Below are 21745 nucleotides of genomic sequence, written 5' to 3'. Positions count from 1 at the left end.
GTGAAGTCCTGATCGGTATTGACGAAGTTGCCCTTGCTGGAGACCGCGTAGCCCTCGTGGGCGCTCAGCTCCTGCTCGAAGTAGTTCACCAGGCCCACCGCGTATTCGGATTCGATCTCCTGGATGATGGCGATGTTTTTGTATTCGTTCTCCACCGCGAAGCGCGCCAGCATCGTGCCCTGGAAGGGATCGATGAAGCAGATACGGAAGTAGCTGTCGTTACCCTCGGTAACCTGGGGGTTGGTGCAGGTCACGCCGATGGCAGCCACGCCTGCGCTCTCGAAGGTCTCAGCAGCAGCGATGGACACGCCGGAGCCATAGGAGCCCAGAACCAGAGACACGTTCTTGGAGATGAGGCTGTTGGCAGCGGAGACGGCCTTGTCGTTAGCAGACTCGTTATCCACCACTTCCAGCTTCACGTTGTAGGTCTTGCCGCCGATCTCGACGGTGGGAGCGACAGAGTTTGCATACTGCATACCCAGCACTTCCTGCTTACCGCCGGCGCCGTTGTCGCCGGTCAGGGGTTCGTAGACACCGATGTAAATGGTGTCGCCAGAGGGTGCGCTGCTGCCGCCACCCTCAGTGGTTGCAGGAGTGCCGCAGGCAGCCAGAGCCAGCGCCATGCATCCTACCAGCAGAAGGGCAAGAATCTTCTTCATTTTTTTACCTCCTTTTCATTTGCCAGACCGTCCGTCTTTGGCGGACGTATGTTCTTTTCTGGCACGGTGCTTATAGTCTACTATAAAACCAACGTTTTTGCAACTTTTTTTTGCGGCTTCCGCGTTCTTTTTCCAAGGTCTTTTCCCCGTTTTCCTCTCACCACTCTACTTCTGCCCTGCCTCCTCCCTCCCTGGCTTTTCTCACCGTGATCTTCCGGTCGATCCGCTCTTTCAGCACCGAAACATGGGAGATGATCCCCACCAGTTTGCTGCCCTCCGTCAGATCCGTCAAAATCCGCACTGCCTGCTCCAGCGCGCCATCATCCAGAGAGCCGAATCCCTCGTCTACAAACAGGGTGTCCAGCCGGGTCCCCCCTGCCGCCGCCTGCATTTCGTCCGCCAGTCCCAGAGCCAGAGACAGGGAGGCCTGGAAAGTCTCTCCTCCTGACAGTGTCTTGACGCTCCGCTCTCCGCCCCGGTAGTGGTCCAGTACGTTCAAATCCAGACCGCTTCGGCTGCGCTGATTTTCCGGGTCCCGTCGACGGCGCAGCTCATACCGGCCTCCTGTCATCCCCATGAGACGCACATTGGCCCGGGCCAAGATCCGGTCGAACCACGTCATCTGGATATAGGTCTCCAGCATGATCTTCTCTTTCCCGGAGATGGTTCCGTTGGCGGTATTCGACAGGGAACGGACCCACCCCCATTTGGTCTCAATATCCTTTTGTTCCCGGACCAGCCGTGATAAAGCCGTCTGGACTCGACGGTTGGTATCGTACCGGGTGAGCAGTTCCTCCCGTTCCTGCCGGGCCTCCTGCTGCGCTCTCCGGTTCTCTTCCGCCTGGGCTGCCAGAGCCTCCAGATCTTCCTCCGGTCCTTCTGCCAGCTGTTCTTCCAGTGCGCTGATCCGGGCATCCAGTTCCCCCACCCGGCGGCTGCAGGCTTCGTAGTCCTCCCGGGCCTTTTCCGACGCAGACTCGGTCAACCGGATGGTCTGGGTGAGCTCCTGCAACGTCGCCTCTGCTTCTTCTCTGGTAGACAAACCCAGACGTTCATTCAATCGGGCCCTCTGCTCCTGCTTCGCTGCGAGCTGGCTGTCCAAAGCAGACACCTGTTTTTCTCCCTGGATGCTCTGTCTCTCGCACACCTTCTCCTGGGCTTCCAGATCCAGCTGCGCTTTTTCCAGGCTCTTCCGCCGGGATGCATCCGCCTTCCAGACATCCACCGCTTGACGCCACGTCCGTTCCTCCTGCCTCTGGGTCTGTTCCTCCGCCTTGATCTTCTCCTCCAGTGTCCCTTCTCTCTCCAGGGAAAACAGGGCTTCTCCCTGCCTCTCTACTTCCTTTTGGGCCGCTTCCACCCGCTCGGTCAAAAGGCCCGCCTGACGGCTGGCTTCCCGGGCAGCCTCCTCGGCAGTCTCCACCTCCTGCTTTCTCCGCTCCAGTTCCTGGCGGGACAATACCTCCTCCTGCAAGACCGCAGGCTGCGGGTGATGGACCGACCCGCACACAGGGCACGGCTCCCCCTCCTCCAGGAAAGACGCCAGGTAGCCTGCCTGTCCATCCAGAAACGCCCGCTCCCACTGAAGATACTGCGTGCGGAGAGAAATTGCCTTCTCCATCGCTCCCCCATACGCTTCCTTCGCCTGGGCCTGCTGCTCCTTCAGCGTGTTCCAATTCCGGAGCCTTTCCTGCAAAGCAGCCAGGCGGGTGCCCCGCTCTGCCAGTCGCTCTTTCTGCCGGTCCAGTTCCAGTTCCCGTCGTTCCAGGCCCTCCAGATGAGACAATTCCTCCCGGGTCTCGCCCCGCTGTTGGGCGATCTGCTTTTTCCGTTCCTCCGCCGTCTGCCAGTCCCGCAGGGCAGTGTCTCTCTCCCGACGCAGCTTCTTCTCTTCCTTCTCTACTGCATCCCGCTCGTGATACAGCAGCAGCTGTTGTTTCTTTTCCGCCTGTTCCTCCCGCATCCGGGGCAGTCCCGTCTCCTTCTGCTTTTGCTCGGTCCATCGCTCCAGCAGGACCTGCTGTCTGGGCAGCAGACTCTCCCGCTCCTCTCTGGCCTTTTGCCATTCCTCCCGGCTGCGGTGAAGACTCTCCCCCTTGCCCAGACGCTGGCTCAGTTGTTCTCCGACTCGTGCTCCTTCCTCCTCCGTCTGGCGCAAAAGGTCCAGACGTTCCTTCTGCCGGTCCAACTCCTCTTTCAGCCAGGACACCACTCGGGCTCCACCCAAGGGCTCCGTCTCTGCCCAGCTTTCCTCCCGTTCCGGTTCCGGGCGGACCTGGTCCAGCTGCCCCTGAATGCTCTGGGTGATGCGCTCGTACTCCCCTTTCCATCGGCTGGACGCTTCCCGCAAAGTGTCTTGTAACTTCTGATATCCTTTTGTGTGGAAAATCTCCCGGAAGATTTTACTGCGCTCCTCTGTCTTGGCCAGCAGCAGCTGCTGAAACTCCCCCTGGGCAATCATCGCCACCCGAGAGAACTGCATCCGGTCCAGCCCCACGATCTCCGTGACCGCTTTGGTCACTTCCCGTACTCCCGTCACCGGTGGCCGCCCATCAGCAAACGCCAGCTCTGCATCCGCTTTTTCCATGACCATCCCCTTGCCCCGCTTGGCCGGGCGAAGATAGTCCGGGTTCCGGCGCACCGTATAGGTGTTTCCTCCGCACCGGAACGTCATCTCCACAAACGTCGGACGGCCTTCCTCCGCAAAACTGCTCCGCAGCATCCCCGGCTCCCGGCTTGTGCCGCTGGCCTCCCCGTAGAGGGCAAAGGCAATGGCATCAAAAATCGTGGTCTTTCCCGCACCGGTGTCTCCCGTAATGAGATACAGGCCCTTTTCTCCCAGAAGGGAAAAGTCCAGCCTGGTCTCCCCCGCATAGGGACCAAAGGCGCACATCACCAAAACAATGGGTCTCATGCTTCTCCCTCCCAGATGGTCTCCATGAGTTCTACAAGGAACTTCTCTTGCTCCTCTCCCATGGGCTGATTATTCTGCAGTTGATAAAAATCCCGGAACAGCTCCAGCGGGGTCTTTTCCTCCGGCCGCTCTGCCCCAAGGATCTCCTGATCCCCCCGGGTTCGCAGGTTATCGTAACTCAGCTGCATTAAATTCGGATACACCGCCCGGAGCTTTCCCACCGCCTCGGGCACATCTTCTTCGTCTGTGAGGATGACGTGCAGATAGTCCTCCACGCAGGTCCCTTCATAAAATGATCTCATCGTGACCGCCTCATAGGTCCCACGGATCTGCCGAAGATCCCGCAAGGGGTGCAGCGGCAACAGTTCCACCGAAACCTTCCCCTTTTCCTCCAACGTCACCAGCACCACAGACTTATGGTGGCTCACCTCTGAAAAGGAATACTTCAGGGGAGAGCCGGCGTAGCGCACGGTCTCCCGACCGATCTTCTGAGGCCCATGGAGGTGCCCCAGGGCAACATAATCAAAGTCCCGGAACAGCTGGGCATCCACCTGGTCCAGACCGCCCACGGACCGCTCCTCCGACTCACAGGTCACCCCGCCCACCACAAATTGATGGGCTACCAGCACATTGCGGCACTTTGGGTCCAGGTCCCACTGAGCAAGAGCCCAGGACACAGCTTCGTTATACTCGGTGACCATTCCCTCCGGGTCCAGGTGGCGGATGACCGCCGGTTTCAGATAGGGTAAAAGATAGATCCGTACTTTTCCCCAGGCATCCTGCAGCTCCAGAACTCCTTCTCCGGGATGATACAAGCTGGCCAAATGGATCCCCTCCTTCTCCAGAAGGCGGCCGCCAAAGCTCAGCCGCTCCGGAGAATCGTGGTTACCGCTGATGGCAAAAACCGCAATCCCTTGTTCGGATAAATGGGTCAGAAACCCGTCCAGCAGGGTGACCGCTTCCGCCGGCGGAATCGGCTTATCGTAAAGGTCCCCTGCCAGCAGGACCCCGTCGACCTTCTTTTCTACAGCCAGCGTCTGGATCTCCTGCAAAATATGACTCTGGTCTTCCAGCATAGAAAATCCATTGACGCGCTTTCCAATATGCAGATCGGACACATGCAGCAACTTCACCGTGGTCTTCCTCCTTACTCTGTCCTGTTCCATATAACAGGATCCATTCTACAAAAAAACGATCCGGAGCGCAAACTTTTACGGCGCGCAAAAAAGGACCGCTTCCAGGAAGCGGTCCTTTTCCAGTTTCAAATCCAAACAAAGTTATGCCTTTTTCTCGGCAACGACCTCGATCTCCACCAGGCCATCTTTGGGCAGCTGCGCCACAGCAAAGCAGGAGCGGGCAGGCTTATGATCCCCAAAATACTGGCCATAGATCTCATTGAACAGCGCGAAATCTTCCATATTCTTCAGATAGCAGGTGGTCTTGACCACGTCCTTCAGCGTCAGGTTTGCCGCCTTCAGAACGCAGCTCACATTCTCCAACGCCTGCACAGTCTGGGCAGCCAGGCTGTGAGCCAGTGCGCCGGTATCCGGAATGATACCAAGCTGGCCGGAGAGAAATACCAGTCCTCCCGCTTCGATCGCCTGAGAATAGGGGCCGATGGCTTCCGGTGCTTTGTCGGTGTACAAAATTTCCATACTGTTCGTCCTTTCCCTTGGTCTTGAAGTCTCTATTATTTTGCGTTCTTCCAGAATCCGCTGTTTGCAAGTGCCCGTCTCAGGGCGGATTCCAGTTGATCCGCTGCTTTCTCCACAGTTTTTCTGGGGGCTGCCAAATTCAAGCGGACATGGGTATCCTGCGCTCCCTCCTCTGGATGGAACCAGAACCCAAAGTCCGGCGCGATCTTACACTCCTCCAAAAGAAATTCCTGGATTTTTTCCGGGGCGATCACTCCGCCGAGGTCCACCCACAGAAGATACGTCCCTTCCAGCGGAGAAATGGTGACCCCCGGGATATCCTCCAGACGCTGCCGCATCAGCTGGTTGTTTCCATGGATCTCTTCTAAAACGGTGTCCAGCCATTCATCGCCCTCTTCAAAGGCCGCTGTCACCGCCACATAATCCAGGGTACTGCCATCCGCTGCGCCAATGGTCTTTTGAAACCCGTCAAACTTCTCCCGGAGGGATGCATCCGGCAGAACCAAAATGGAGTGCTTCACGCCAGCCAGGTTAAAGGTCTTGCTGGCAGAGAAGAACGTAGCAGGGGCGCCCTCTCCCTCCCAGAGGCTGGCCGCAGGGATGTGGGTGTGGCCCGGCATCAGCATATCGTGGTGGATCTCATCAGCCACCACCTGCACACCATGGCGGCGGCAGCAGTCCAGCATGGCTTTCAGTTCTTCCTTCTTCCACACTCTCCCAACCGGGTTATGAGGGGAGCAGAGAAGAAAGACTTTTACGGAATGCTCTTCCAGCTTACGTTCAAAGTCTTCCATATCCACCGTATACACCCCGTGGTCTTCCCGCAGGGGATTGCACACCATAGTGCGTCCGGTGTTACGGATGACACGGAAGAAGGGATAGTAAACCGGCGTTTGGATCATAATTGGGTCCCCCGGTTCTGTGATGGCCTGGACCAGACGGAACAGCCCGGCCACGACCCCAGGGGTCCAGCGGAGCCACTCCTTTTCCAGGTGGTTTCCATGGCGGCGTGCTTCCCATCCAAGGACGCTGGCATAGTACCGCTCCGGAACTCTGAGATACCCAAACATCCCCTGCTCCGCCGCCTGGCGCAGGGCCTGGCGAATACACTGGGGCGTCTTGAAATCCATATCCGCCACCCACATGGGCAGCAGGTCCTCTCGGCCAAAGGTATCCTGCAAAGAATCCCATTTGGCGCAGTCGGTCCCTCTCCGGTCCAGCAGGCTGATCTCCTGCAGAATTTCTCGACTCAAAGTATCTCCTCCCTTCTTTCGAAAAATTGTACCCTACCTTTTCCTCTGATGCAAGAATCTTCTTCCCTTCCGCCAAAACCTTGGGCAGGGAACCAAAACCGCTCCCCTTTCCTCCTCCTCCTTCTTTCATTCTGACGAGACCCTTTCTCCTTTTTCTTCCCCCGTTTCCCTTGCTCCCCCTTTGCTCCCTATGATACAATGAGCCAAAGCAAATCCAATCCAAAGGACGAAATTTTAAAAAACAGGAGGAATCCTCATGAAGTATACCTTCGGTTTGATCGGCGCCGGAAACATGGGCGGCGCTGTTGCCCGCGCTGTCAGCCTGCGCTGCAAGGACGGCATCCTCTCCAATCGTACGCCGGAGAAAGCCCAGGCCCTGGCAGAGGACCTTGGCTTCACCGCCGGCTCCAACGAAGAGGCTGCCCGGGAAAGCCGTTATCTTTTCCTGGGGGTCAAGCCCCACTTGATGGCTGGCATGTTGGCAGATCTCCAGCCGGTCCTGCGCGCCCGCTCGGAACCTCCCATTCTGGTCCCCATGGCCGCCGGGCTGAGCATTGAGCAGATTCAGAACATGGCCGGAGGAGACTACCCTGTCATCCGGATCATGCCCAACACCCCGGTAGCTGTGGGCCAGGGCGTGGTCTTTTATAAAAGCAGCCCCGGCGTCACCCAGGAGATGGAAGCAGGCTTCCTGGCCCTCATGGAAGAGGCAGGAAAGCTCTTCCCCCTGGAGGAATCTCTCATGGATGTCGGCGCAGCGGTAGCAGGATGCGGCCCTGCCTACGCTTATCTGGTCATGGACGCCATGGCCGACGGCGGGGTGGCCTGCGGTCTGCCCCGTCCGGACGCCATTCGCTTCGCCGCCCAAACCCTTCTGGGGGCTGCCCAGATGGTACTGGAAACCGGGAAGCACCCGGACCAGCTGAAAAACGAAGTGTGCAGCCCCGGCGGCAGTACCATCCAGGGCGTGCGCACCCTGGAGCAACGGGCCGTACGCGCCGCTATGATGGACGCCGTCATCGCTGCCAGCGAGAAGAACGCCGCGTTGGGAAAATAACTTTTGGGTCCACAGAAAAAACAAGGCACGCTGTCTCAGGACAGCGTGCCTTGTTGCACTTTCGTCTGTGATTACATTTTTTCCGGTGCGGAAACACCCAGAAGACCCAGGCAGTTGGCCAACACCGAGCGGACACTATCGGCCAGCTTCAGGCGGGCAGCCAGGACACCCGGCTCTTCACCCTTGATGCGGCAGGCGCTGTAGAACCGATGGAACTCCCCGGCCAGCTCAATAAGATAGCGGTTGATCCGGGAGGGATCATAGTCCCGGGCAGCGGTACGGATTTCCTCCGGCAGACGGGCCAGGGTACGAACCAGGGACTTCTCCTCTTCCGTAGCCAGCAGGTCTGCGGTAATGGCAGCAGCGGCGGGCACCTGATGTCCTTCTTCTGCCAGGCGGGCAATGAGGGTGCAGATCCGGGCATGGGCGTACTGCACGTAGTACACCGGATTCTCGCTGTCCTCCCGGACGGCCAGGCCCAGGTCAAAGTCCACAGGGCTGGTGGCGGAACGGGAGTTGAAGAAGTAGCGGGCCGCATCCACGCTGACTTCGTCCAGCAGATCATGCAGGGCAATCGCCTTGCCGGAGCGCTTGGACATCCGGACCGGCTGGCCGTCCTGCAGCAGGTTCACCAGCTGCATCAGCACCACCACCAGGCGGTGGGAGCCGTCCAGACCCAGGCCATCCAAAGCAGCCTGGAGACGGGCCACGTGACCATGGTGATCTGCACCCCAGACATTCACGACCTTGTCAAAGCCGCGGACCTCCAGCTTGTTTCTATGATAGGCAATATCCGCAGCGAAGTAGGTATAGAATCCGTTGGCGCGGCGCAGAACGTCGTCCTTCAGATCCAGCTTATCCACCTGCTTCTGGCTCTTTCCTTCTGCCAGGAACTTGTTCTTCAGCAACTGAGAGGTGTTGAGCCACAGAGCGCCGTCCTTCTCGTAGGTCCAGCCCTTTTCGGTCAGCATGGCCACGGTGTCTGCCACGTAGCCGGAGGAATGCAGGGAGGACTCATAGAACCACTGGTCATACTCGATCCGATAGCGGAGCAGATCTTCCTTCATCTTGGGGATGTTATGCGCCAGACCGAACTGGGCCAGCGCTTCCAGACGCTTCTCCTGGTCTGCGTCCTTGAAGCTGTCTCCGTGCTTCTCATAGAACTTCTGGGCCAGGTCCTTGATATCCTGCCCGTGATAGCCGTCCTCGGGGAAGGGATAGTTCTCTTCCCCCAGAATGATCTGAAAATATCTGGCTTCCAGAGAAACAGAAAACTTATGGATCTGGTTACCTGCGTCGTTCACATAGAACTCCTTCCAGGTATCACAACCGTCCCGCTGGAGCACGTTGGCCAGGGTATCGCCCAGCACGCCGCCACGGGCGTTGCCCATATGCATGGGGCCGGTGGGGTTGGCGGAAACAAACTCCACCATCACCTTTTCTCCCTTGCCGTCGTCGCCCTTGCCGTAAAGTTCCCCTTCCTTCTCGATCTCTGCCAGTACGTCCCCATACCACTTGGGACCCAGGCGGAAGTTCAAGAAGCCGGGGCCTGCAATCTCCACGGATGCAAAAATGGTGCCCTGCAGGTCCATATGGTCCACCAGGATCTGGGCGATCTCCCGGGGATTCTTCTTCAGTGCCTTGGCCCCTGCCATGGCGAAGGAAGAAGCGTAATCGCCGTTCTGGGGGTCCTTGGGGATCTCCACCGAGCCCCTTACCTGCGCGCCGCCGGGCAGAAGGCCCTCTTCCGCAGCCGCTTCATAGGCCCGGTTGGTCAGTTCTGTTACCTGTTCTTTCGCGTATTGAATCAAATTCGCCATACACTGCGCCCTCTTTTCTCTTGATTTCGTTTCGTCCCGTCTTTACTGGCCGGCGACGGAAGCCCCCGGCACAGGCTCGGTCACATGGATCTCAAAGGAGTTTTCTCCGATCTTTTCATTGTCCACTTCCAACGCATATCGAATCTCCAGATCCCCTCCGGTGGCCCCGATGTCCGCCCAGGCTTTCCGGGTATTCACGCCCAGCATCAATCCGCCATAGGGCGTCTCATACAGGGAAACGTGCCGCTCCCCCTCCTGAAAAATCATTTCGGAATTCAGCGTCCCTTCCCGCCGAAGGGTAATGCGGTCCTTCCCGATGCAGAAGGTCGTAATGGTCCCCTCCAGACCGGTGAGCTCGCTCTCAGGATAAATCAAAGAATATCCATCCGCTTCGTCTCCCATCAGAATGCCCTGGGTGACCAGTTCCATCACCTCTTTCTGGTCGGAGTCTCCGTTTTGCACGCCTTTGATTGAAATAATAACTGGTTTTTTCATGAACTATCTTCATCCGTTTCCTTTTTTGCTGAGCATCGCTCAAATGTACGTTATTATACTCTTTTTTTCCTCGGATAGCAAGGTTCCCCCCTCATGAACGCCCACAAACTCCCATGCAGATTCCACCATAATTTCAGCGGAATGACTTTGACTTTTTCGTGCAATCCTTCTATAATAGATGGACAATATGGCGAGTACCACTTTCCCGCCTGTTTGCTTACAATACATTGGACGCATCTTTTCGGCCCAATCACCCGCTGAATACAGCGCAAAGATCTGTTCCATCCTATCGCGAGGAGGTAATGGTATGCAGCTGGAACTGACCAGAAAGGAATTCCGGCGTCTGCTGGACATGGCATATATTGGAAACTGGATCCTGAACTCCACCCGAGGCGAAGACCGTTTCCAGGACTACGACAAAGTGGAGAGTCTGCTCTTTGAAAAGGCACGACAAGAAGGGATGGATATCCTGGCAGAAACCTACCGGGGTGAGACCATTCCCTCCCGTGCCTTCGTGGAGGGTGGGATCCACGAGGCCATCATGGACTACGAAAATAACGTCTTCTTTGACATCCTGGCAGAAGATCTGGCCCGGAGAGACATGAACGACGCCCCCATCGACGAGAGCAACTATGCCGAGCTGACCCAGCGCATCGAAGCCTATATCAACGAATTTGAAGAAAACGGTACGGACAATATCCTGGTGGACATCGACTCTGCCCCGTGATCTCCCTCCAGACCAGAACAGCCGCAGAATCCCATGAGATTCTGCGGCTGTTTTTTCGTAACGCAGGCGCTTCTTACAGCTTACCCTGTAAAAACCGGGCCTTCAGGTCCAACACCTTTTCTTCGATTTTGGACATGGTGTCTAAAAATGCAGGGTCCTCCTGGCCGGTGGGATCGTCCAGCCCCCAGTCCTCCCGATGCAGACAGGGAAGGTTCGGGCAGGACACGTTGCATCCCATGGTCACCACCACATCCACCGGCGGCAGCTCCTCCAAACGCTTGGAACGCTGGGTCTGCTCCATGTCGATCCCATATTCCTGCTTCATCAGTCGGACCGCATCCTGGTTGATCTGCGGCTTGGTCTCCGTCCCGCCGGAGCAGCTTTCAAACACCTCTCCGGCCAGGGCTTTCCCCAGAGCCTCCGCCATCTGGCTGCGGCAGGAATTGTGCACGCATACGAAGGCCACCCGAGGCTTTCTCTCCCCGGCGCCGATCATACGCCCTGGGCCTCTTTCAGCAGTTCCGCTGCTTCCTTGCTGCTCAGCACCTTCCCGTCGATCACCAGGGCAGGGGTCGCCATCACGCCGTAAGAGGCGATCTTTACAAAGTCCGTCACGTGCTCCACAGCAGGTTCCATGCCCAGCTCCTTCATGGCGGCCAGCACAGAAGCCTCCAGCTCATTGCAGCGGGCACAGCCGCCCCCCAGGACCTTCACCGGACGGCTCTCTTCCTGGACCGGCCCACAGCCGCCGGAGCAGCCACAGGAAGGCGCAGCCTTCTCTTCCTTTTTCTTTCCAAACCCAAACAGTGCCATGTTTGATTCCTCCTTAATCGTTTGTATGTTCCTTGCTGTCTCAGACAGCAAAATGACGACAAGTTCTTTCCCTTTACAGCAGTATATTTTGCAAAAGATTGAAACAGTATCCCACCAAAATGATCCCAATGGTGCAGATCGCTACAAAGGTCCCAAGCAATCTGGGCTTTACTGCCTTGCGGAGCATCACCATGGACGGTACACTCAGGGTGGTGACCGCCATCATAAAGGCCAGTACCGTCCCCAGCTGGGCCCCCTTCCCCAGCAGTGCCTCCGCCACGGGAATGGTGCCGAAGATATCCGCATACATGGGGACCCCGATCAGGGTGGCCAAGGTCACCCCAAAGGGATTGCTGCTGCCCAGGACCGTCTGAATCCACTGCTGGGGAATCCAGTTGTGGATCACTGCGCCGATCCCAACACCAATCAGGATAAAGGGAAACACCTTGCGGAATGTGGCCTGGACCTGATCTCTGGCATAGGTCAGCCGGTCCTTCTTCGTCAGGGTGGGAGAGTCCAGGTCTACGCTGCTGGCAGAGCGAATGAACTCCTCTACATACTCTTCCATGTGAAGTTTCTGGATGAGTGTCCCGCCCAGGACTGCGATCACCAGACCAACCACCACATAGACCACTGCCACTTTTGCGCCGAAAATGCTCATCAGCAGCACCAGGGACCCCAGGTCCACCATGGGGGATGAGATCAGGAAGGAAAAGGTCACCCCCAGCGGCAGCCCTGCGCTGGTAAAGCCAATAAACAGCGGGATAGAGGAGCAGGAGCAGAAGGGGGTCACAGTCCCCAGCAAGGCTGCGATGATGTTGGCCCAAATGCCCTGAAAACGCCCCATGATCTTTTTGCTCCGCTCGGGGGGAAATAACTTTGAATGTACGAGATCACAAAGATCAACAGGCAGAGCAGCACTGTGATCTTCACCACATCATACAGGAAAAAGTGAAGACTTCCCCCTGCCCGGCTGGTGAGATCCACGCCCAGCGCTGAGAGGCCCTGGCCGATCCCGTCGTTGAGCCACTTCATCCCCAGAACCTGGTCCTGGAGAAACCGTCCAATGGTTTGCAGTAATTCCATCGTATCTCTCCTCCTATCATATCAAAAAATTGATATGTTCTTCAAAATAAAAGCCACTCTGCCAAACGCAGATGGCATTTATTTTCCGCAGCAGCAGGTGGTACCCTCTCCTTCGCAGCAGGCCGGTGTAGTGATCTCCCGCAGAAGAGCCATCGCTCTCTCGCTGCCCTGAGGACTGATCCGGTAATGGGTCCACTTTCCCTCCTGCCGGCTCTCAATGATGCCGGACTCACAGAGGATCTTCATATGGTAAGACAGAGAAGACTGCCCGATCTCCATCTCGTCGATAAGCACACAGGCGCACTTTTCTCCGCTCCGAAGGAGGTCTAAAATCGCAAGGCGCTTTTCATCGCAAAAGGCCTTGAACACTTTTGCGTTCTGCTGATACTTCTCGTGCATACTGCGCCTCCTCACATCAACTTTTTTTGATATGAGGAGTATACACCCTTCCATCCCCCTTTGTCAACACAAAATTCCCCGCCGTCCATGGCGGGGAATTTTCTTCTCTCAGGTCCGGCGCATCCAAGCCAGGACAGGACGTTCCTCCTGCTCCTGATAGTAGGGATAACCGTTCTCCTTGGTACAGGCATCCTCCGGCAGCACCCTTTCCTGGGGATCGCTCTCCAAACAGCATCCTTTCCCCCTGGCCAGGGCGCAGCGGGGATAACGGGGACACTGGAAGCGATAGCAAACAAGTTTTTCTTTCATCCTGGTCTCCTTACTTTTTTATCTTCAATCGTTCTGCCAGCTGTTCATCCGGGTCAACATATGCGGTCTGATAGGTGGTATAGATCACCATGCCGGGCCGAGACCCGGCCGGTTTCTTCACATACTTGACAGGCGTATAGTCCACGGGGATTTTCTTCCCCTCCCGGCCCTGGGAGAACCACGCCGCCAGCTGCGCTGCCTCCTGCAGGCTGGTCTCGTCCGGCTCCTCCCCCTCGGTCCAGAGGATCACGTGGGACCCATGGATCTTCTGGGTGTGGAACCAATAGTCCCACTTTCCCGCCTGCTTGGTGGTGAGCTGGTCGTTTTGCAGGTTGTTTCGTCCCACAGAGATGCGCAGCCCCGAGGAAGAGCGGAACTCCATGGGCTTGGTCCCAGGCCGCTTCATCCGCTCTTTGGCCTTGCCACGGCGGCGCAGATACCCGGTGGACACCAGTTCCTGGCGAATCTCCTCCAGGTCCCGATCCCCTTCCGCCCGGGAAATGCTGTCCAGGACACTTTCCAGATAGGCCATCTCTTCTCGGCCCTTTTCCAGCTGAATGGTCAGCATCTCTTCCGCCCGCTTCGCCTTGGTATAGGCCTTATAGTACCGGGCCGCGTTTTGCTGGGGCGTCTTTAAGGGGTCCAGGGGGATCTCGATCTCCCTGCACTCCGGATCGTAAAAGTTTTCGGTCACCAAACGCCGAGACCCTTTTTCCATGCGGTACAGGTTCGCGGTAATGAGGTCGCCGCACATGCGGTCGTGCTCCCGGTCCTTGGTGCCCTCCAATTCCTTTTCCTGCAGGGCCATTTTTCGGGCCAGACGGTCCCGGGCGTGGGTCAGGGATTTGATGAAGTCCTGCCCCTTTTGCCGCACCTGTTCTGCTGTCTCCTTGGCGTGGTAAAATCCATCCAGCAGGGCAGAAAAGCTCTCCTTCTCCACACTCTCGGTGGTGGGGCCATATTGGAGGATGGGACGGAAGGAAAAGTCCACCGGCTGCCCCTCCCGCATCAGGAGGGTGGGCTGGTTCTCTCCTGCCGCTGCTTTCTCCACCAGGGCAGTCAGCTTGTCCAACAGGGTTTCCACTCCACGCTCCACGGGAGCATCCACCTCTCCAAAGGCTTCAAAGGCGGCCTCCCGGGCCACCAGGGGAGAAATGCCCGCAAAATGATCCAGCAGAAAACGATCGGCTGGGGTGTCCCCCTTGCTGCTTTCCACCAGTTCCCGCCGGCTCTCTTCATCCAAAGCATCGGGGCGGTACTTCCCTGCCTGGGCTGGAGGCAGCTGATAAAACATGCCGGGCAGCAGCGGGCGGCTTTGGGTCAGGTCTCCCCCTACTCTCCGCAGGCAATCTACGATCCGGTTTTCTCCATCCAGAAGGACCAGATTGGCCCGGCGGCCCATGGCTTCCAGCACCAGCCGGCGCTCCACTTTATCCCCCATTTCGTTGGTGGCTTCCACCACCATCTCCACCAGACGCTCCATGGGCGGCTGACGCAGGGACAGGATCTTTTCGCCGGTGAGATACTTTCGCAGCAGCATACAGAACATGGGCGGCTCCGCCGGATTCTCCCGGGGCAGCTCCGTAAGCTGGATCCTCGGCCGGGCCGGGTTGGCCGACAGCAGCACACGGCACGCCCCGGCAGTTCCCCGCACCTGGAGCAAAATCTCATCCCGGCTGGGCTGGTAGATCTTATCGATCCGCCCGCCAGTTGCCGCCTGGTCCACCTCCCGCAGCACAGCGGACAGGCAAAGTGCATCCATGGCCATTCCTCAGCCCTCCTCTCCATCCATCATCTGCTCAAACAAAAGGTTCAGGCGGTCTGTCTCTCCCCGAAGATAGAGCCAGCCAAAGAGGGCCTCCAAACCGGTGGCCGTCTGGTACTCTCGCCGGGTCGCTGCCTTGGGCAGAGAATGAGGGGCTGTGTTCCGGCCCCGCTTAAAGATCCGCTCTTCCTCCGGTGTGAGATCCGGCAGGATCTTCTCCACCATTAACGCCTGTCGAGGGGCCGCCACATAGCGCAGGGCTGCCCGGTGGAGGGTCCCCGGCGTAAGTTTCCCATGAAGGCACAGCCACGACCGCACCATCACCTCATACACCGCATCCCCCAGATAGGCCAACCCCAGGTTGCTCATTTTCAGCAGGTCCTGTTTTTCCTCATTTAAATGAAAATAATCCATGTTATTGCTCCACTGTGTTTATCGTTTCGTTTGGGGTATTGTATCGCAGATTTCCCTGTCTGACAAGGGCATCTCCTGTGCGCCCACTGGAAGCTCCGGCTCTCCATCGGCCCGGAACCGGAAAACCACATGGGGGCGGCCCCCGAAGGTCTTTATCCCAGCAAAGCAAAAGGCCGCTGGGAGAGGAAAGGGTGCGCCGGGGTTCCACGGGTACGCCAAACAGAAGCTGCCGTCTTCCCGTCGGCACAAAAAAGCCGGTCCGCTTCCACGGCTCTCCTCTCGAAGGATCTCATCCTCTGGAAAAAGCTCTCCGGGATTCTGGATCGTTTTCCATCCTTTCGGGGTAGACTCTCTCAGGCTTTCCCCGGAGAACGCATAGTTCAATTTCACCTGCCCACCCACAATCGGCCAGCAGCCCTGACGCCGAAGATTTTCTATGAGCAGGCTCCGATGGAGGCACAGGCATCCTCTTTCCGGCAATAAAGTGCCCAGATCCCACCGGCGACCGCCAGGACCCAGGAGAAAGCCACGATACAAGCCTCGGTTGGGTCCTGTCACTTCAATGGTGACCTCAACCCTGTCCCCTGCCTCCTTACAGACCATCCTTCCGTTTTCCACAGGAAACCGCTGCTCCATATCCATCCCCCCATCCTAACTGTATGCGGTTTCTTATAAAAAATCCCGCTTTTTCCAAAGCGGGATTTTTGAACCATCAGTCCTCCAGGGGAGCCATTAAGTTTTTGTAGTATCCATCTGCTGTGTACAAGGCCATGACCGGGTTGTGCACAAATACCCGGTCCTTCACGATCAGCGTCGTAGCGGGTGCCTGACTATGCTTATAGAAAAGGCTGTCATGCCCCACGCACAGGCCCACAACGATGTTAAATTCCGTCCCTGCCTCGTTGAGCATCTGGGCTTGCAGCACCGGATTGCACGCCATAGGGCCGGGACCCTGGTGTTCTTCCCCAATCCCTAAATCTGACTTGGGCAGCTCCCCTGCTTTGCAGGCGATCCCATATACCTCGAACCCGTTGGCCCGGAGCATCTTGGCAAAGGTCCGGCTTTCCCGGATGAGAGCCACGCAGGTGGCAATGCCGATCTTCCGATAACCCATACGCTTGGCAAAGATGATGGTCTCCTGGACCCGGGGCCACTTCCGGTAACCATCCGACTCTACCGAGGCAGAAACCTGGGCCAGCTTTCTGTCCTCTTCGTCCTCCTGGTATTGGGCAAAGGCCCTCTCCTTCTGCTGCGGGGTCATGTTTTGTCCCACACAAAACGCAGGATAGGCTTTCTCCGGACTATGGGAATCACACTTGGTCACTCCACAGTCCACGCAGGAATAGATTCGGTCTTGACTCATTTTCTGGCCTCCCGTTCCCGGTCCCACAGAATCAGCTGCTTCAGGCCTTCAATGCCTACACGGATGGAGCGGGTGACATCCTCGTTCTCTTTCTGATCCAGGCCAGCCTTCTGCCGCTCCTGGTTCCAGATCACATGAAACACGGAGCCGCACCGCACTCCCAACGCAGCGCTGGCGGTAAAGAGGGCTGCGGACTCCATCTCGCTGGCCAGAACGCCCAGCCGCTTCCATGCCTCCCATTTGTTCTCCAACTCGTAGGATACCGGCATCCGATGGGGATCGTGCTGCCCATAGAAAGAGTCCTTGCACTGGACCACACCCACATGAGGAGGATAGCCCAACGTCTTTGCCCCCTGCACCAAAGCAGAGAGCACCTCATAGTCCGACACCGCCGGAAACTCGATAGGGGCGTACTCCCGGCTGGCGCCCTCATGGCGCACCGCTCCGGTGGCAATGACTACGTCGCCGCTCTGTACGTCCAGACGGATGCCGCCGCAGGTGCCCACCCGGATGAAGGTGTCCGCACCGATGGCAGTCAATTCCTCCAGAGCAATCACCGCAGAAGGCCCTCCGATGCCGGTGGAGCAAACGCTGACCTTCTCTCCCAGCAGGGTACCGGTATAAATATTGTACTCCCGGTTGTAAGACACATGGACAGGATCATCAAAATGGGCTGCAATGGCTTCGCAGCGGCCGGGATCTCCCGGTAAAATGCAGTACCGTCCCACGTCTCCTTTTCCGCAATGAATATGGAACTGCAGTTCCCGTGCCTCTTTCTTCATTCTTCTGCCTCCTTTTGCCGCTGTTCCTGCGTCTTTTTCCAGGTAAGATACCCCTCCAGGATCAAAGTCGCTGCAACAGAATCTACCTTGTCCTTCCGGTTCTTCGCCCGGATTCCCTGTCCCCCCAAAATCTGGTGGGCAGCCACCGTGGTACGGCGCTCGTCCCACAGGATCACGGGAAGTCCGGTCAGTTCCCGGAGTTTCCCGGCCAGTGCGTCACACTTTTCGGCCCGGGGGCCCACGGTTCCGTCCATATTCTTGGGGTATCCCATGACGATCTCCTGCGCTCCCTGCTTTTCTGCCAACGCCGCCAGCTCAGAAAGCACCACGTCTTCCTTCCGGCTCTTAATCAAAAAGGTCTGGCCTGCCAGAAACCCCGTAGGGTCCGACACGGCAACGCCTGTTCTGGCATCTCCGTAATCAACAGCCATAATTCTCATCATATCACATCCTATGGTAACACCGTATCTTGATGGGAGTATCTTACCGTGCCCTCCTTCCCATTGTCAAGTCCAAGCACGCAGAGCCCCTATGATACATTATATTTATGCGAAATCACCCAAGGAAAATACCTTGACAAAAAAGACGCGCCTATGGTAGAATAGGAACACCTATGAAAAGGGCTTATTTTTTGTGCGCATATTACGGTATATTCGCGCAAACCCTGGACCATTTGGACATAGGGAGGCAAACGAGGCCGATCCTACCGTATGTTTCTGTCATGCATTTTTTGACAGAGTATGCCCGCCGGGATCGGAATCGCCTGAGAACCAGACGAAGTGCCGCTCTCCGGCGTTTTTGTTTTTCTCAGGGCCGAACATCGTAAAGGAGGTGCCGCAACATGGCAAAAGCCGGCGCACGGGTGAAGATCACCCTTAGATGCAACGAATGCAAACAGCGCAACTACAACACTATGAAGAACAAGAAGAATACCCCTGACCGCTTAGAGATGAACAAGTACTGCCCCTTCTGCAGAAAGCACACCGTTCACAGCGAGACGAAGTAATGATGACACACATTCCCTGTAAGAAAGAAGGGTGGAACTGAATGTCTGAAAAAGAAAAGATGAACCAGGACGCAACCGCAGAAGGAACATCCGTCGAGCGTGTCAAGGAGACAAAGGCAGCAAAGCCCAAGAAGGACAAGGCAAAGGCCGAGAAGGACAAAAAGCCCGGCTTCGGCAAGCGCCTGGGCCGCTTCTTCCGCGAGCTGAAGGCTGAGCTCAAGAAGGTCAGCTGGCCTACCCGGGCCGATACCTTGAAGAAGACGGGCATCGTGATCGTCTGCGTCATCGTCGTGGGTATCATCGTCTGGATCTTCGATGGCATTGCAAGCTCCGTCATCGACGCTCTCCTCTCCCTCTTCGGTCGTTGAAGATAGGTGAATCAAAATGGCTGAAGACGCAAAATGGTATGTGGCGCACACCTATTCGGGTTATGAAAACACCGTAAAAGCCACCATCGAAAAGGCCGTAGAAAACCGCAACATGGGCGACCTGATCCTTTCGGTGAACATCCCCATGGAGACCGTCACCGAAATCACCGACTCCGGCACCAAAACCGTGGAGCGTAAAGTCTTCCCCGGCTACGTGCTGGTCAAGATGGTGATGACCGATGAAACCTGGCACCTGGTGCGCAATGTGCGCGGTGTGACCGGTTTCGTAGGGTCCGGCAACAAGCCCATCCCCCTGACCGAGGATGAAATCGCCTCGCTGGGTGTGGAAAAGCGGGAGGTCTTTGTGACCTATCAGGTCGGCGACAATGTCCGCATTACCGACGGCGCACTGGAATCCTTCCTGGGTGTCGTAGAAGAAATCGACACCGAGCGCCAGAAAGTTCGCGTTGTCGTCTCTATGTTCGGCCGGGAAACCCCGGTGGAACTGGATTTGGATCAAATCGAATCCATCTGACCTTACGCTCCGGCGTAAGCGTGGGAGGAGCATCCTTTTGCTCCGTCCAACCACATTTTCAAAATGGAGGTGCTCTAAGTGGCACAGAAAGTAGTAGGATACGTTAAACTTCAGATCCCCGCCGGCAAGGCAACGCCGGCTCCCCCTGTTGGCCCCGCTCTGGGCCAGCACGGCGTGAATATCTCCGCCTTCACCAAGGAATTCAACGAGCGCACCAAGAACGACGCAGGCCTGATCATCCCCGTGATCATCACCGTCTACGCCGACCGCTCTTTCACCTTCATCACCAAGACTCCTCCCGCTGCTGTCCTCATCAAGAAGGCCTGCAACCTGGAGAAGGCTTCCGGTGTTCCCAACAAGGAAAAGGTGGCTACCATCAGCAAGGAAGACGTTCGCAAGATCGCTGAGACCAAGATGCGCGACCTGAACGCCGCCAGCATCGAAGCCGCCATGAGCATGATTGCCGGTACCGCCCGTTCTATGGGCGTTGTCGTCGGCGAGTAAGGCAGGAGGGTAAAGAGATATGTTTAGAGGAAAAAAATATCAGGACAGCGCAAAGCAGATCGACAAGGCCACTCTGTATGATACCGCAGAGGCTATGGATCTGATTGTGAAAACCGCTCCCGCCAAGTTTGATGAAACCGTCGAGCTCCATGTGAAGCTGGGCGTTGACTCCCGTCACGCTGACCAGCAGGTCCGCGGCGCTATCGTTCTGCCCCACGGCACCGGCAAGGTGCCCCGCGTTCTGGTCTTCGCCAAGGGCGACAAGGCTGACGCTGCGAAGGAAGCTGGCGCAGATTACGTGGGCGAGGCCGATCTGGCTCAGAAGATCCAGCAGGAAAACTGGTTCGACTTTGACGTGGTCATCGCTTCCCCCGACATGATGAGCGTCGTGGGTCGTCTGGGTAAGGTTCTGGGCCCCAAGGGCCTCATGCCCTCCCCCAAGGCCGGCACCGTGACCCCCAACGTGGCCAACGCTGTGAAGGAAGCCAAGGCTGGTAAGGTTGAGTATCGTCTGGACAAGACCAACATCATCCACTGCCCCATCGGCAAGATCTCCTTCGGCCCCGAGAAGCTGGGCGAGAACTTCAACACCCTCATCGGCGCTATCATCAAGGCTAAGCCCGCTGCTGCCAAGGGCACCTATATCAAGAGCTGCGTGATCGCCTCTACCATGGGCCCCGGCATCAAGGTCAACGCCGCCAAGCTGGGCTGATTTCCCCATCTTTCTCTTATTTTCGTTATCATTTTCCGGAAAGGCGCTTGACAGCGCCTTTCCGGAATGGTAAAATATCAATCGCGGTCCAAAGACAGCAGGTGTTCCATAAATCCTGCCGAGGATGCAGTTCATAGTTTCTATGATTGCTTCATGTCCTTGTGTCTTTTGGCGCAGGGACGTTTTTTCTTTGGTTCACTTATTTACAGGAGGTGAAACAACAGTATGCCTAACGCAAAGATTCTCAGCGAGAAACAGGCCATCGTCGCTTCTTTGACCGAGAAGTTCCAGAATGCCGCCGCCGGCGTCGTCGTGGACTACAAGGGCATTACCGTGGCAGAAGACACCGAGCTTCGTGCGGAGATGCGTAAGAACGGCGTGGAGTACTTCGTCGTGAAGAACACCCTGGCCCGTTTCGCCGCCAAGAACGCTGGTTTGGACGATCTGTGCGACGTTCTGGAGGGTACCACTTCCATCGCTATCTGCGAGGGTGACCCCGTTGCTGCCGCTAAGGTCGTTTCCGAGTTCTCCAAGAAGCTGGCTGCACAGAACAAGTTCTTCGTCAAGGCCGGTTTCGTGGACGGTAAGGTGATCAACCCCGCAGAGGTCAAGGCTCTGGCCGATCTGCCCAGCAAGGAAGTCCTCATCGCTACCGTGCTCGGTACCCTTATTGCTCCCATCAGAGGTCTGGCTACCGTCCTGGACGCCAACATCTCTGGTCTGGCTCGCGTCATGCAGGCCATCGCCGATCAGAAGGGCGAGTAATTTCCTTCGTTCGGTTTCCTAAACACTTAAAACAAAAAATATCTTAACTTTACTATTTGGAGGTAACTACTATGGCTAGCGAGAAGATCACTGCTATGATCGAAGAAATCAAGACCCTGACCGTTCTGGAGCTGTCCGAGCTGGTTCACGCTCTGGAAGACGAGTTCGGCGTGTCCGCTGCTGCTCCTGTTGCTGTTGCTGCTGCTGCTGCTCCCGCTGCTGAGGCTGCTGCTGAGAAGACCGAGTTCGACGTCGTGCTGGCAAGCTTCGGCGACGAGAAGATCAAGGTCATCAAGGCTGTCCGTGAGATCACCGGCCTGGGCCTGGCTGACGCTAAGGCTGTC

At 57.0% G+C, this 21745-nt stretch carries 25 protein-coding genes, 1 pseudogene and 1 other annotated feature; of the genes and pseudogenes, 9 read left to right on the top strand and 17 right to left on the bottom strand.

Translation table 11 applies throughout. The features are described 5' to 3' along the window. The 5 genes from SOR61_RS07595 to SOR61_RS07575 form a co-directional block, all read right to left on the bottom strand. The coding region (locus tag SOR61_RS07595) for an ABC transporter substrate-binding protein (protein WP_320612066.1) at window positions 1–659 on the bottom strand (659 nt) is incomplete at its 3' end. Window positions 660–816: 157 nt separating this feature from the next. Next, window positions 817–3573, bottom strand: a complete 2757-nt coding sequence (locus tag SOR61_RS07590) for an SMC family ATPase (protein ID WP_320612065.1) — start codon at window positions 3571–3573, stop codon at window positions 817–819. Beyond that, window positions 3570–4706, bottom strand: a complete 1137-nt coding sequence (locus SOR61_RS07585; protein ID WP_320612064.1) for an exonuclease SbcCD subunit D — start codon at window positions 4704–4706, stop codon at window positions 3570–3572. The genes SOR61_RS07590 and SOR61_RS07585 overlap by 4 nt, the downstream gene beginning before the upstream one ends. A 144-nt stretch (window positions 4707–4850) precedes the next feature. After that, a complete protein-coding gene (locus SOR61_RS07580) occupies window positions 4851–5228 on the bottom strand; it encodes a RidA family protein (protein WP_320612063.1) in 378 nt (125 codons plus the stop codon). A gap of 35 nt (window positions 5229–5263) precedes the next feature. After that, complete coding sequence (locus SOR61_RS07575; RefSeq protein ID WP_320612062.1) at window positions 5264–6481, bottom strand: MalY/PatB family protein; 1218 nt, start codon at window positions 6479–6481, stop codon at window positions 5264–5266. Window positions 6482–6737: 256 nt separating this feature from the next. Between SOR61_RS07575 and proC the strand changes: the two genes are divergently transcribed. After that, complete coding sequence (proC, locus tag SOR61_RS07570) at window positions 6738–7538, top strand: pyrroline-5-carboxylate reductase (RefSeq protein ID WP_320612061.1); 801 nt, start codon at window positions 6738–6740, stop codon at window positions 7536–7538. A 71-nt stretch (window positions 7539–7609) separates the two neighbouring features. Here proC and argS read toward each other — a convergent pair whose 3' ends face one another. Both argS and SOR61_RS07560 read right to left on the bottom strand, forming a co-directional pair. Beyond that, complete coding sequence (argS, locus tag SOR61_RS07565) at window positions 7610–9358, bottom strand: arginine--tRNA ligase (protein WP_320612060.1); 1749 nt, start codon at window positions 9356–9358, stop codon at window positions 7610–7612. A gap of 42 nt (window positions 9359–9400) precedes the next feature. After that, window positions 9401–9853 carry a DUF1934 domain-containing protein gene (locus SOR61_RS07560; RefSeq protein WP_320612059.1) on the bottom strand — a complete coding sequence of 151 codons (453 nt, stop codon included), beginning with the start codon at window positions 9851–9853 and terminating at the stop codon, window positions 9401–9403. A gap of 307 nt (window positions 9854–10160) precedes the next feature. On the opposite strand from SOR61_RS07560, the gene SOR61_RS07555 reads away from it, so the two are divergent. Continuing rightward, on the top strand, window positions 10161–10580 hold the full coding sequence (locus SOR61_RS07555; protein WP_320612058.1) for a hypothetical protein: 420 nt from the start codon (window positions 10161–10163) through the stop codon (window positions 10578–10580). Window positions 10581–10653: 73 nt separating this feature from the next. Here SOR61_RS07555 and SOR61_RS07550 read toward each other — a convergent pair whose 3' ends face one another. The 10 genes and pseudogenes from SOR61_RS07550 to ruvX form a co-directional block, all read right to left on the bottom strand. Continuing rightward, window positions 10654–11076, bottom strand: coding sequence for an arsenate reductase ArsC (locus tag SOR61_RS07550; protein ID WP_320612057.1), 423 nt, complete (start codon window positions 11074–11076; stop codon window positions 10654–10656). After that, on the bottom strand, window positions 11073–11393 hold the full coding sequence (locus SOR61_RS07545) for a thioredoxin family protein (RefSeq protein WP_320612056.1): 321 nt from the start codon (window positions 11391–11393) through the stop codon (window positions 11073–11075). Before SOR61_RS07545 ends, SOR61_RS07550 begins: the two co-directional genes overlap by 4 nt. A 73-nt stretch (window positions 11394–11466) precedes the next feature. Then, window positions 11467–12479 (bottom strand): annotated as a pseudogene (locus tag SOR61_RS07540) (permease). Window positions 12480–12557: 78 nt separating this feature from the next. Beyond that, window positions 12558–12878, bottom strand: coding sequence for a metalloregulator ArsR/SmtB family transcription factor (locus SOR61_RS07535; protein ID WP_320612055.1), 321 nt, complete (start codon window positions 12876–12878; stop codon window positions 12558–12560). 108 nt (window positions 12879–12986) lie between these two features. Further along, window positions 12987–13187: a hypothetical protein gene (locus SOR61_RS07530; RefSeq protein WP_320612054.1), complete on the bottom strand. Its 201-nt coding sequence runs from the start codon at window positions 13185–13187 to the stop codon at window positions 12987–12989. A gap of 10 nt (window positions 13188–13197) precedes the next feature. Then, window positions 13198–14955, bottom strand: a complete 1758-nt coding sequence (locus SOR61_RS07525) for an NFACT RNA binding domain-containing protein (RefSeq protein WP_320612053.1) — start codon at window positions 14953–14955, stop codon at window positions 13198–13200. 3 nt (window positions 14956–14958) lie between these two features. Then, entirely contained in the window at window positions 14959–15366 is a 408-nt protein-coding gene (locus SOR61_RS07520) for a ribonuclease III domain-containing protein (protein ID WP_320612052.1), read from the bottom strand. Window positions 15367–16078: 712 nt separating this feature from the next. Then, a complete protein-coding gene (locus SOR61_RS07515) occupies window positions 16079–16729 on the bottom strand; it encodes a DUF1847 domain-containing protein (protein ID WP_320612051.1) in 651 nt (216 codons plus the stop codon). Beyond that, window positions 16726–17511 (bottom strand): uridine phosphorylase, encoded by a 786-nt coding sequence (gene udp, locus SOR61_RS07510; protein ID WP_320612050.1) that lies wholly within the window; start codon window positions 17509–17511, stop codon window positions 16726–16728. The genes SOR61_RS07515 and udp overlap by 4 nt, the downstream gene beginning before the upstream one ends. Further along, window positions 17508–17951: a Holliday junction resolvase RuvX gene (gene ruvX, locus SOR61_RS07505; RefSeq protein WP_407066521.1), complete on the bottom strand. Its 444-nt coding sequence runs from the start codon at window positions 17949–17951 to the stop codon at window positions 17508–17510. Before ruvX ends, udp begins: the two co-directional genes overlap by 4 nt. A gap of 401 nt (window positions 17952–18352) precedes the next feature. On the opposite strand from ruvX, the gene rpmG reads away from it, so the two are divergent. The 7 genes from rpmG to rplL form a co-directional block, all read left to right on the top strand. Further along, on the top strand, window positions 18353–18517 hold the full coding sequence (rpmG, locus tag SOR61_RS07500) for a 50S ribosomal protein L33 (RefSeq protein WP_021920277.1): 165 nt from the start codon (window positions 18353–18355) through the stop codon (window positions 18515–18517). A 41-nt stretch (window positions 18518–18558) separates the two neighbouring features. Further along, window positions 18559–18885, top strand: a complete 327-nt coding sequence (secE, locus tag SOR61_RS07495; RefSeq protein ID WP_320612048.1) for a preprotein translocase subunit SecE — start codon at window positions 18559–18561, stop codon at window positions 18883–18885. A 16-nt stretch (window positions 18886–18901) separates the two neighbouring features. Continuing rightward, window positions 18902–19420 carry a transcription termination/antitermination protein NusG gene (nusG, locus tag SOR61_RS07490; protein ID WP_320612047.1) on the top strand — a complete coding sequence of 173 codons (519 nt, stop codon included), beginning with the start codon at window positions 18902–18904 and terminating at the stop codon, window positions 19418–19420. Between the two features lie 78 nt (window positions 19421–19498). Then, window positions 19499–19924 carry a 50S ribosomal protein L11 gene (gene rplK, locus SOR61_RS07485; protein ID WP_320612046.1) on the top strand — a complete coding sequence of 142 codons (426 nt, stop codon included), beginning with the start codon at window positions 19499–19501 and terminating at the stop codon, window positions 19922–19924. Window positions 19925–19943: 19 nt separating this feature from the next. Then, the gene (gene rplA, locus SOR61_RS07480; protein ID WP_320612045.1) at window positions 19944–20636 is read left to right on the top strand and encodes a 50S ribosomal protein L1; all 693 of its coding nucleotides are present in this window, start codon (window positions 19944–19946) and stop codon (window positions 20634–20636) included. Between the two features lie 70 nt (window positions 20637–20706). Then, window positions 20707–20833 (top strand) — a sequence feature (ribosomal protein L10 leader region). A gap of 28 nt (window positions 20834–20861) precedes the next feature. Next, entirely contained in the window at window positions 20862–21401 is a 540-nt protein-coding gene (gene rplJ, locus SOR61_RS07475; protein WP_320612044.1) for a 50S ribosomal protein L10, read from the top strand. A gap of 71 nt (window positions 21402–21472) precedes the next feature. Then, the coding region (gene rplL / locus SOR61_RS07470) for a 50S ribosomal protein L7/L12 (RefSeq protein WP_320612043.1) at window positions 21473–21745 on the top strand (273 nt) is incomplete at its 3' end.

Source organism: Evtepia sp. (genome assembly GCF_034090835.1).
Classification (GTDB): Bacteria; Bacillota; Clostridia; order Oscillospirales; family Oscillospiraceae; genus Evtepia.
This window is presented reverse-complemented; position numbering and strand designations above follow the sequence as displayed.

Coding starts and splice junctions, on each gene's coding strand:
- rplJ (WP_320612044.1), top strand. CDS start 20,862: ATGCCTAACGCAAAGATTCTCAGCGAGAAACAGGCCATCGTCGCTTCT.
- SOR61_RS07560 (WP_320612059.1), bottom strand. CDS start 9,853: ATGAAAAAACCAGTTATTATTTCAATCAAAGGCGTGCAAAACGGAGAC.
- udp (WP_320612050.1), bottom strand. CDS start 17,511: ATGAAGAAAGAGGCACGGGAACTGCAGTTCCATATTCATTGCGGAAAA.
- rplA (WP_320612045.1), top strand. CDS start 19,944: ATGTTTAGAGGAAAAAAATATCAGGACAGCGCAAAGCAGATCGACAAG.
- SOR61_RS07515 (WP_320612051.1), bottom strand. CDS start 16,729: ATGAGTCAAGACCGAATCTATTCCTGCGTGGACTGTGGAGTGACCAAG.
- proC (WP_320612061.1), top strand. CDS start 6,738: ATGAAGTATACCTTCGGTTTGATCGGCGCCGGAAACATGGGCGGCGCT.
- SOR61_RS07535 (WP_320612055.1), bottom strand. CDS start 12,878: ATGCACGAGAAGTATCAGCAGAACGCAAAAGTGTTCAAGGCCTTTTGC.
- rpmG (WP_021920277.1), top strand. CDS start 18,353: ATGGCAAAAGCCGGCGCACGGGTGAAGATCACCCTTAGATGCAACGAA.
- SOR61_RS07580 (WP_320612063.1), bottom strand. CDS start 5,228: ATGGAAATTTTGTACACCGACAAAGCACCGGAAGCCATCGGCCCCTAT.
- secE (WP_320612048.1), top strand. CDS start 18,559: ATGTCTGAAAAAGAAAAGATGAACCAGGACGCAACCGCAGAAGGAACA.
- SOR61_RS07525 (WP_320612053.1), bottom strand. CDS start 14,955: ATGGCCATGGATGCACTTTGCCTGTCCGCTGTGCTGCGGGAGGTGGAC.
- nusG (WP_320612047.1), top strand. CDS start 18,902: ATGGCTGAAGACGCAAAATGGTATGTGGCGCACACCTATTCGGGTTAT.
- SOR61_RS07530 (WP_320612054.1), bottom strand. CDS start 13,187: ATGAAAGAAAAACTTGTTTGCTATCGCTTCCAGTGTCCCCGTTATCCC.
- ruvX (WP_407066521.1), bottom strand. CDS start 17,951: ATGAGAATTATGGCTGTTGATTACGGAGATGCCAGAACAGGCGTTGCC.
- SOR61_RS07590 (WP_320612065.1), bottom strand. CDS start 3,573: ATGAGACCCATTGTTTTGGTGATGTGCGCCTTTGGTCCCTATGCGGGG.
- SOR61_RS07520 (WP_320612052.1), bottom strand. CDS start 15,366: ATGGATTATTTTCATTTAAATGAGGAAAAACAGGACCTGCTGAAAATG.
- SOR61_RS07550 (WP_320612057.1), bottom strand. CDS start 11,076: ATGATCGGCGCCGGGGAGAGAAAGCCTCGGGTGGCCTTCGTATGCGTG.
- SOR61_RS07555 (WP_320612058.1), top strand. CDS start 10,161: ATGCAGCTGGAACTGACCAGAAAGGAATTCCGGCGTCTGCTGGACATG.
- SOR61_RS07545 (WP_320612056.1), bottom strand. CDS start 11,393: ATGGCACTGTTTGGGTTTGGAAAGAAAAAGGAAGAGAAGGCTGCGCCT.
- argS (WP_320612060.1), bottom strand. CDS start 9,358: ATGGCGAATTTGATTCAATACGCGAAAGAACAGGTAACAGAACTGACC.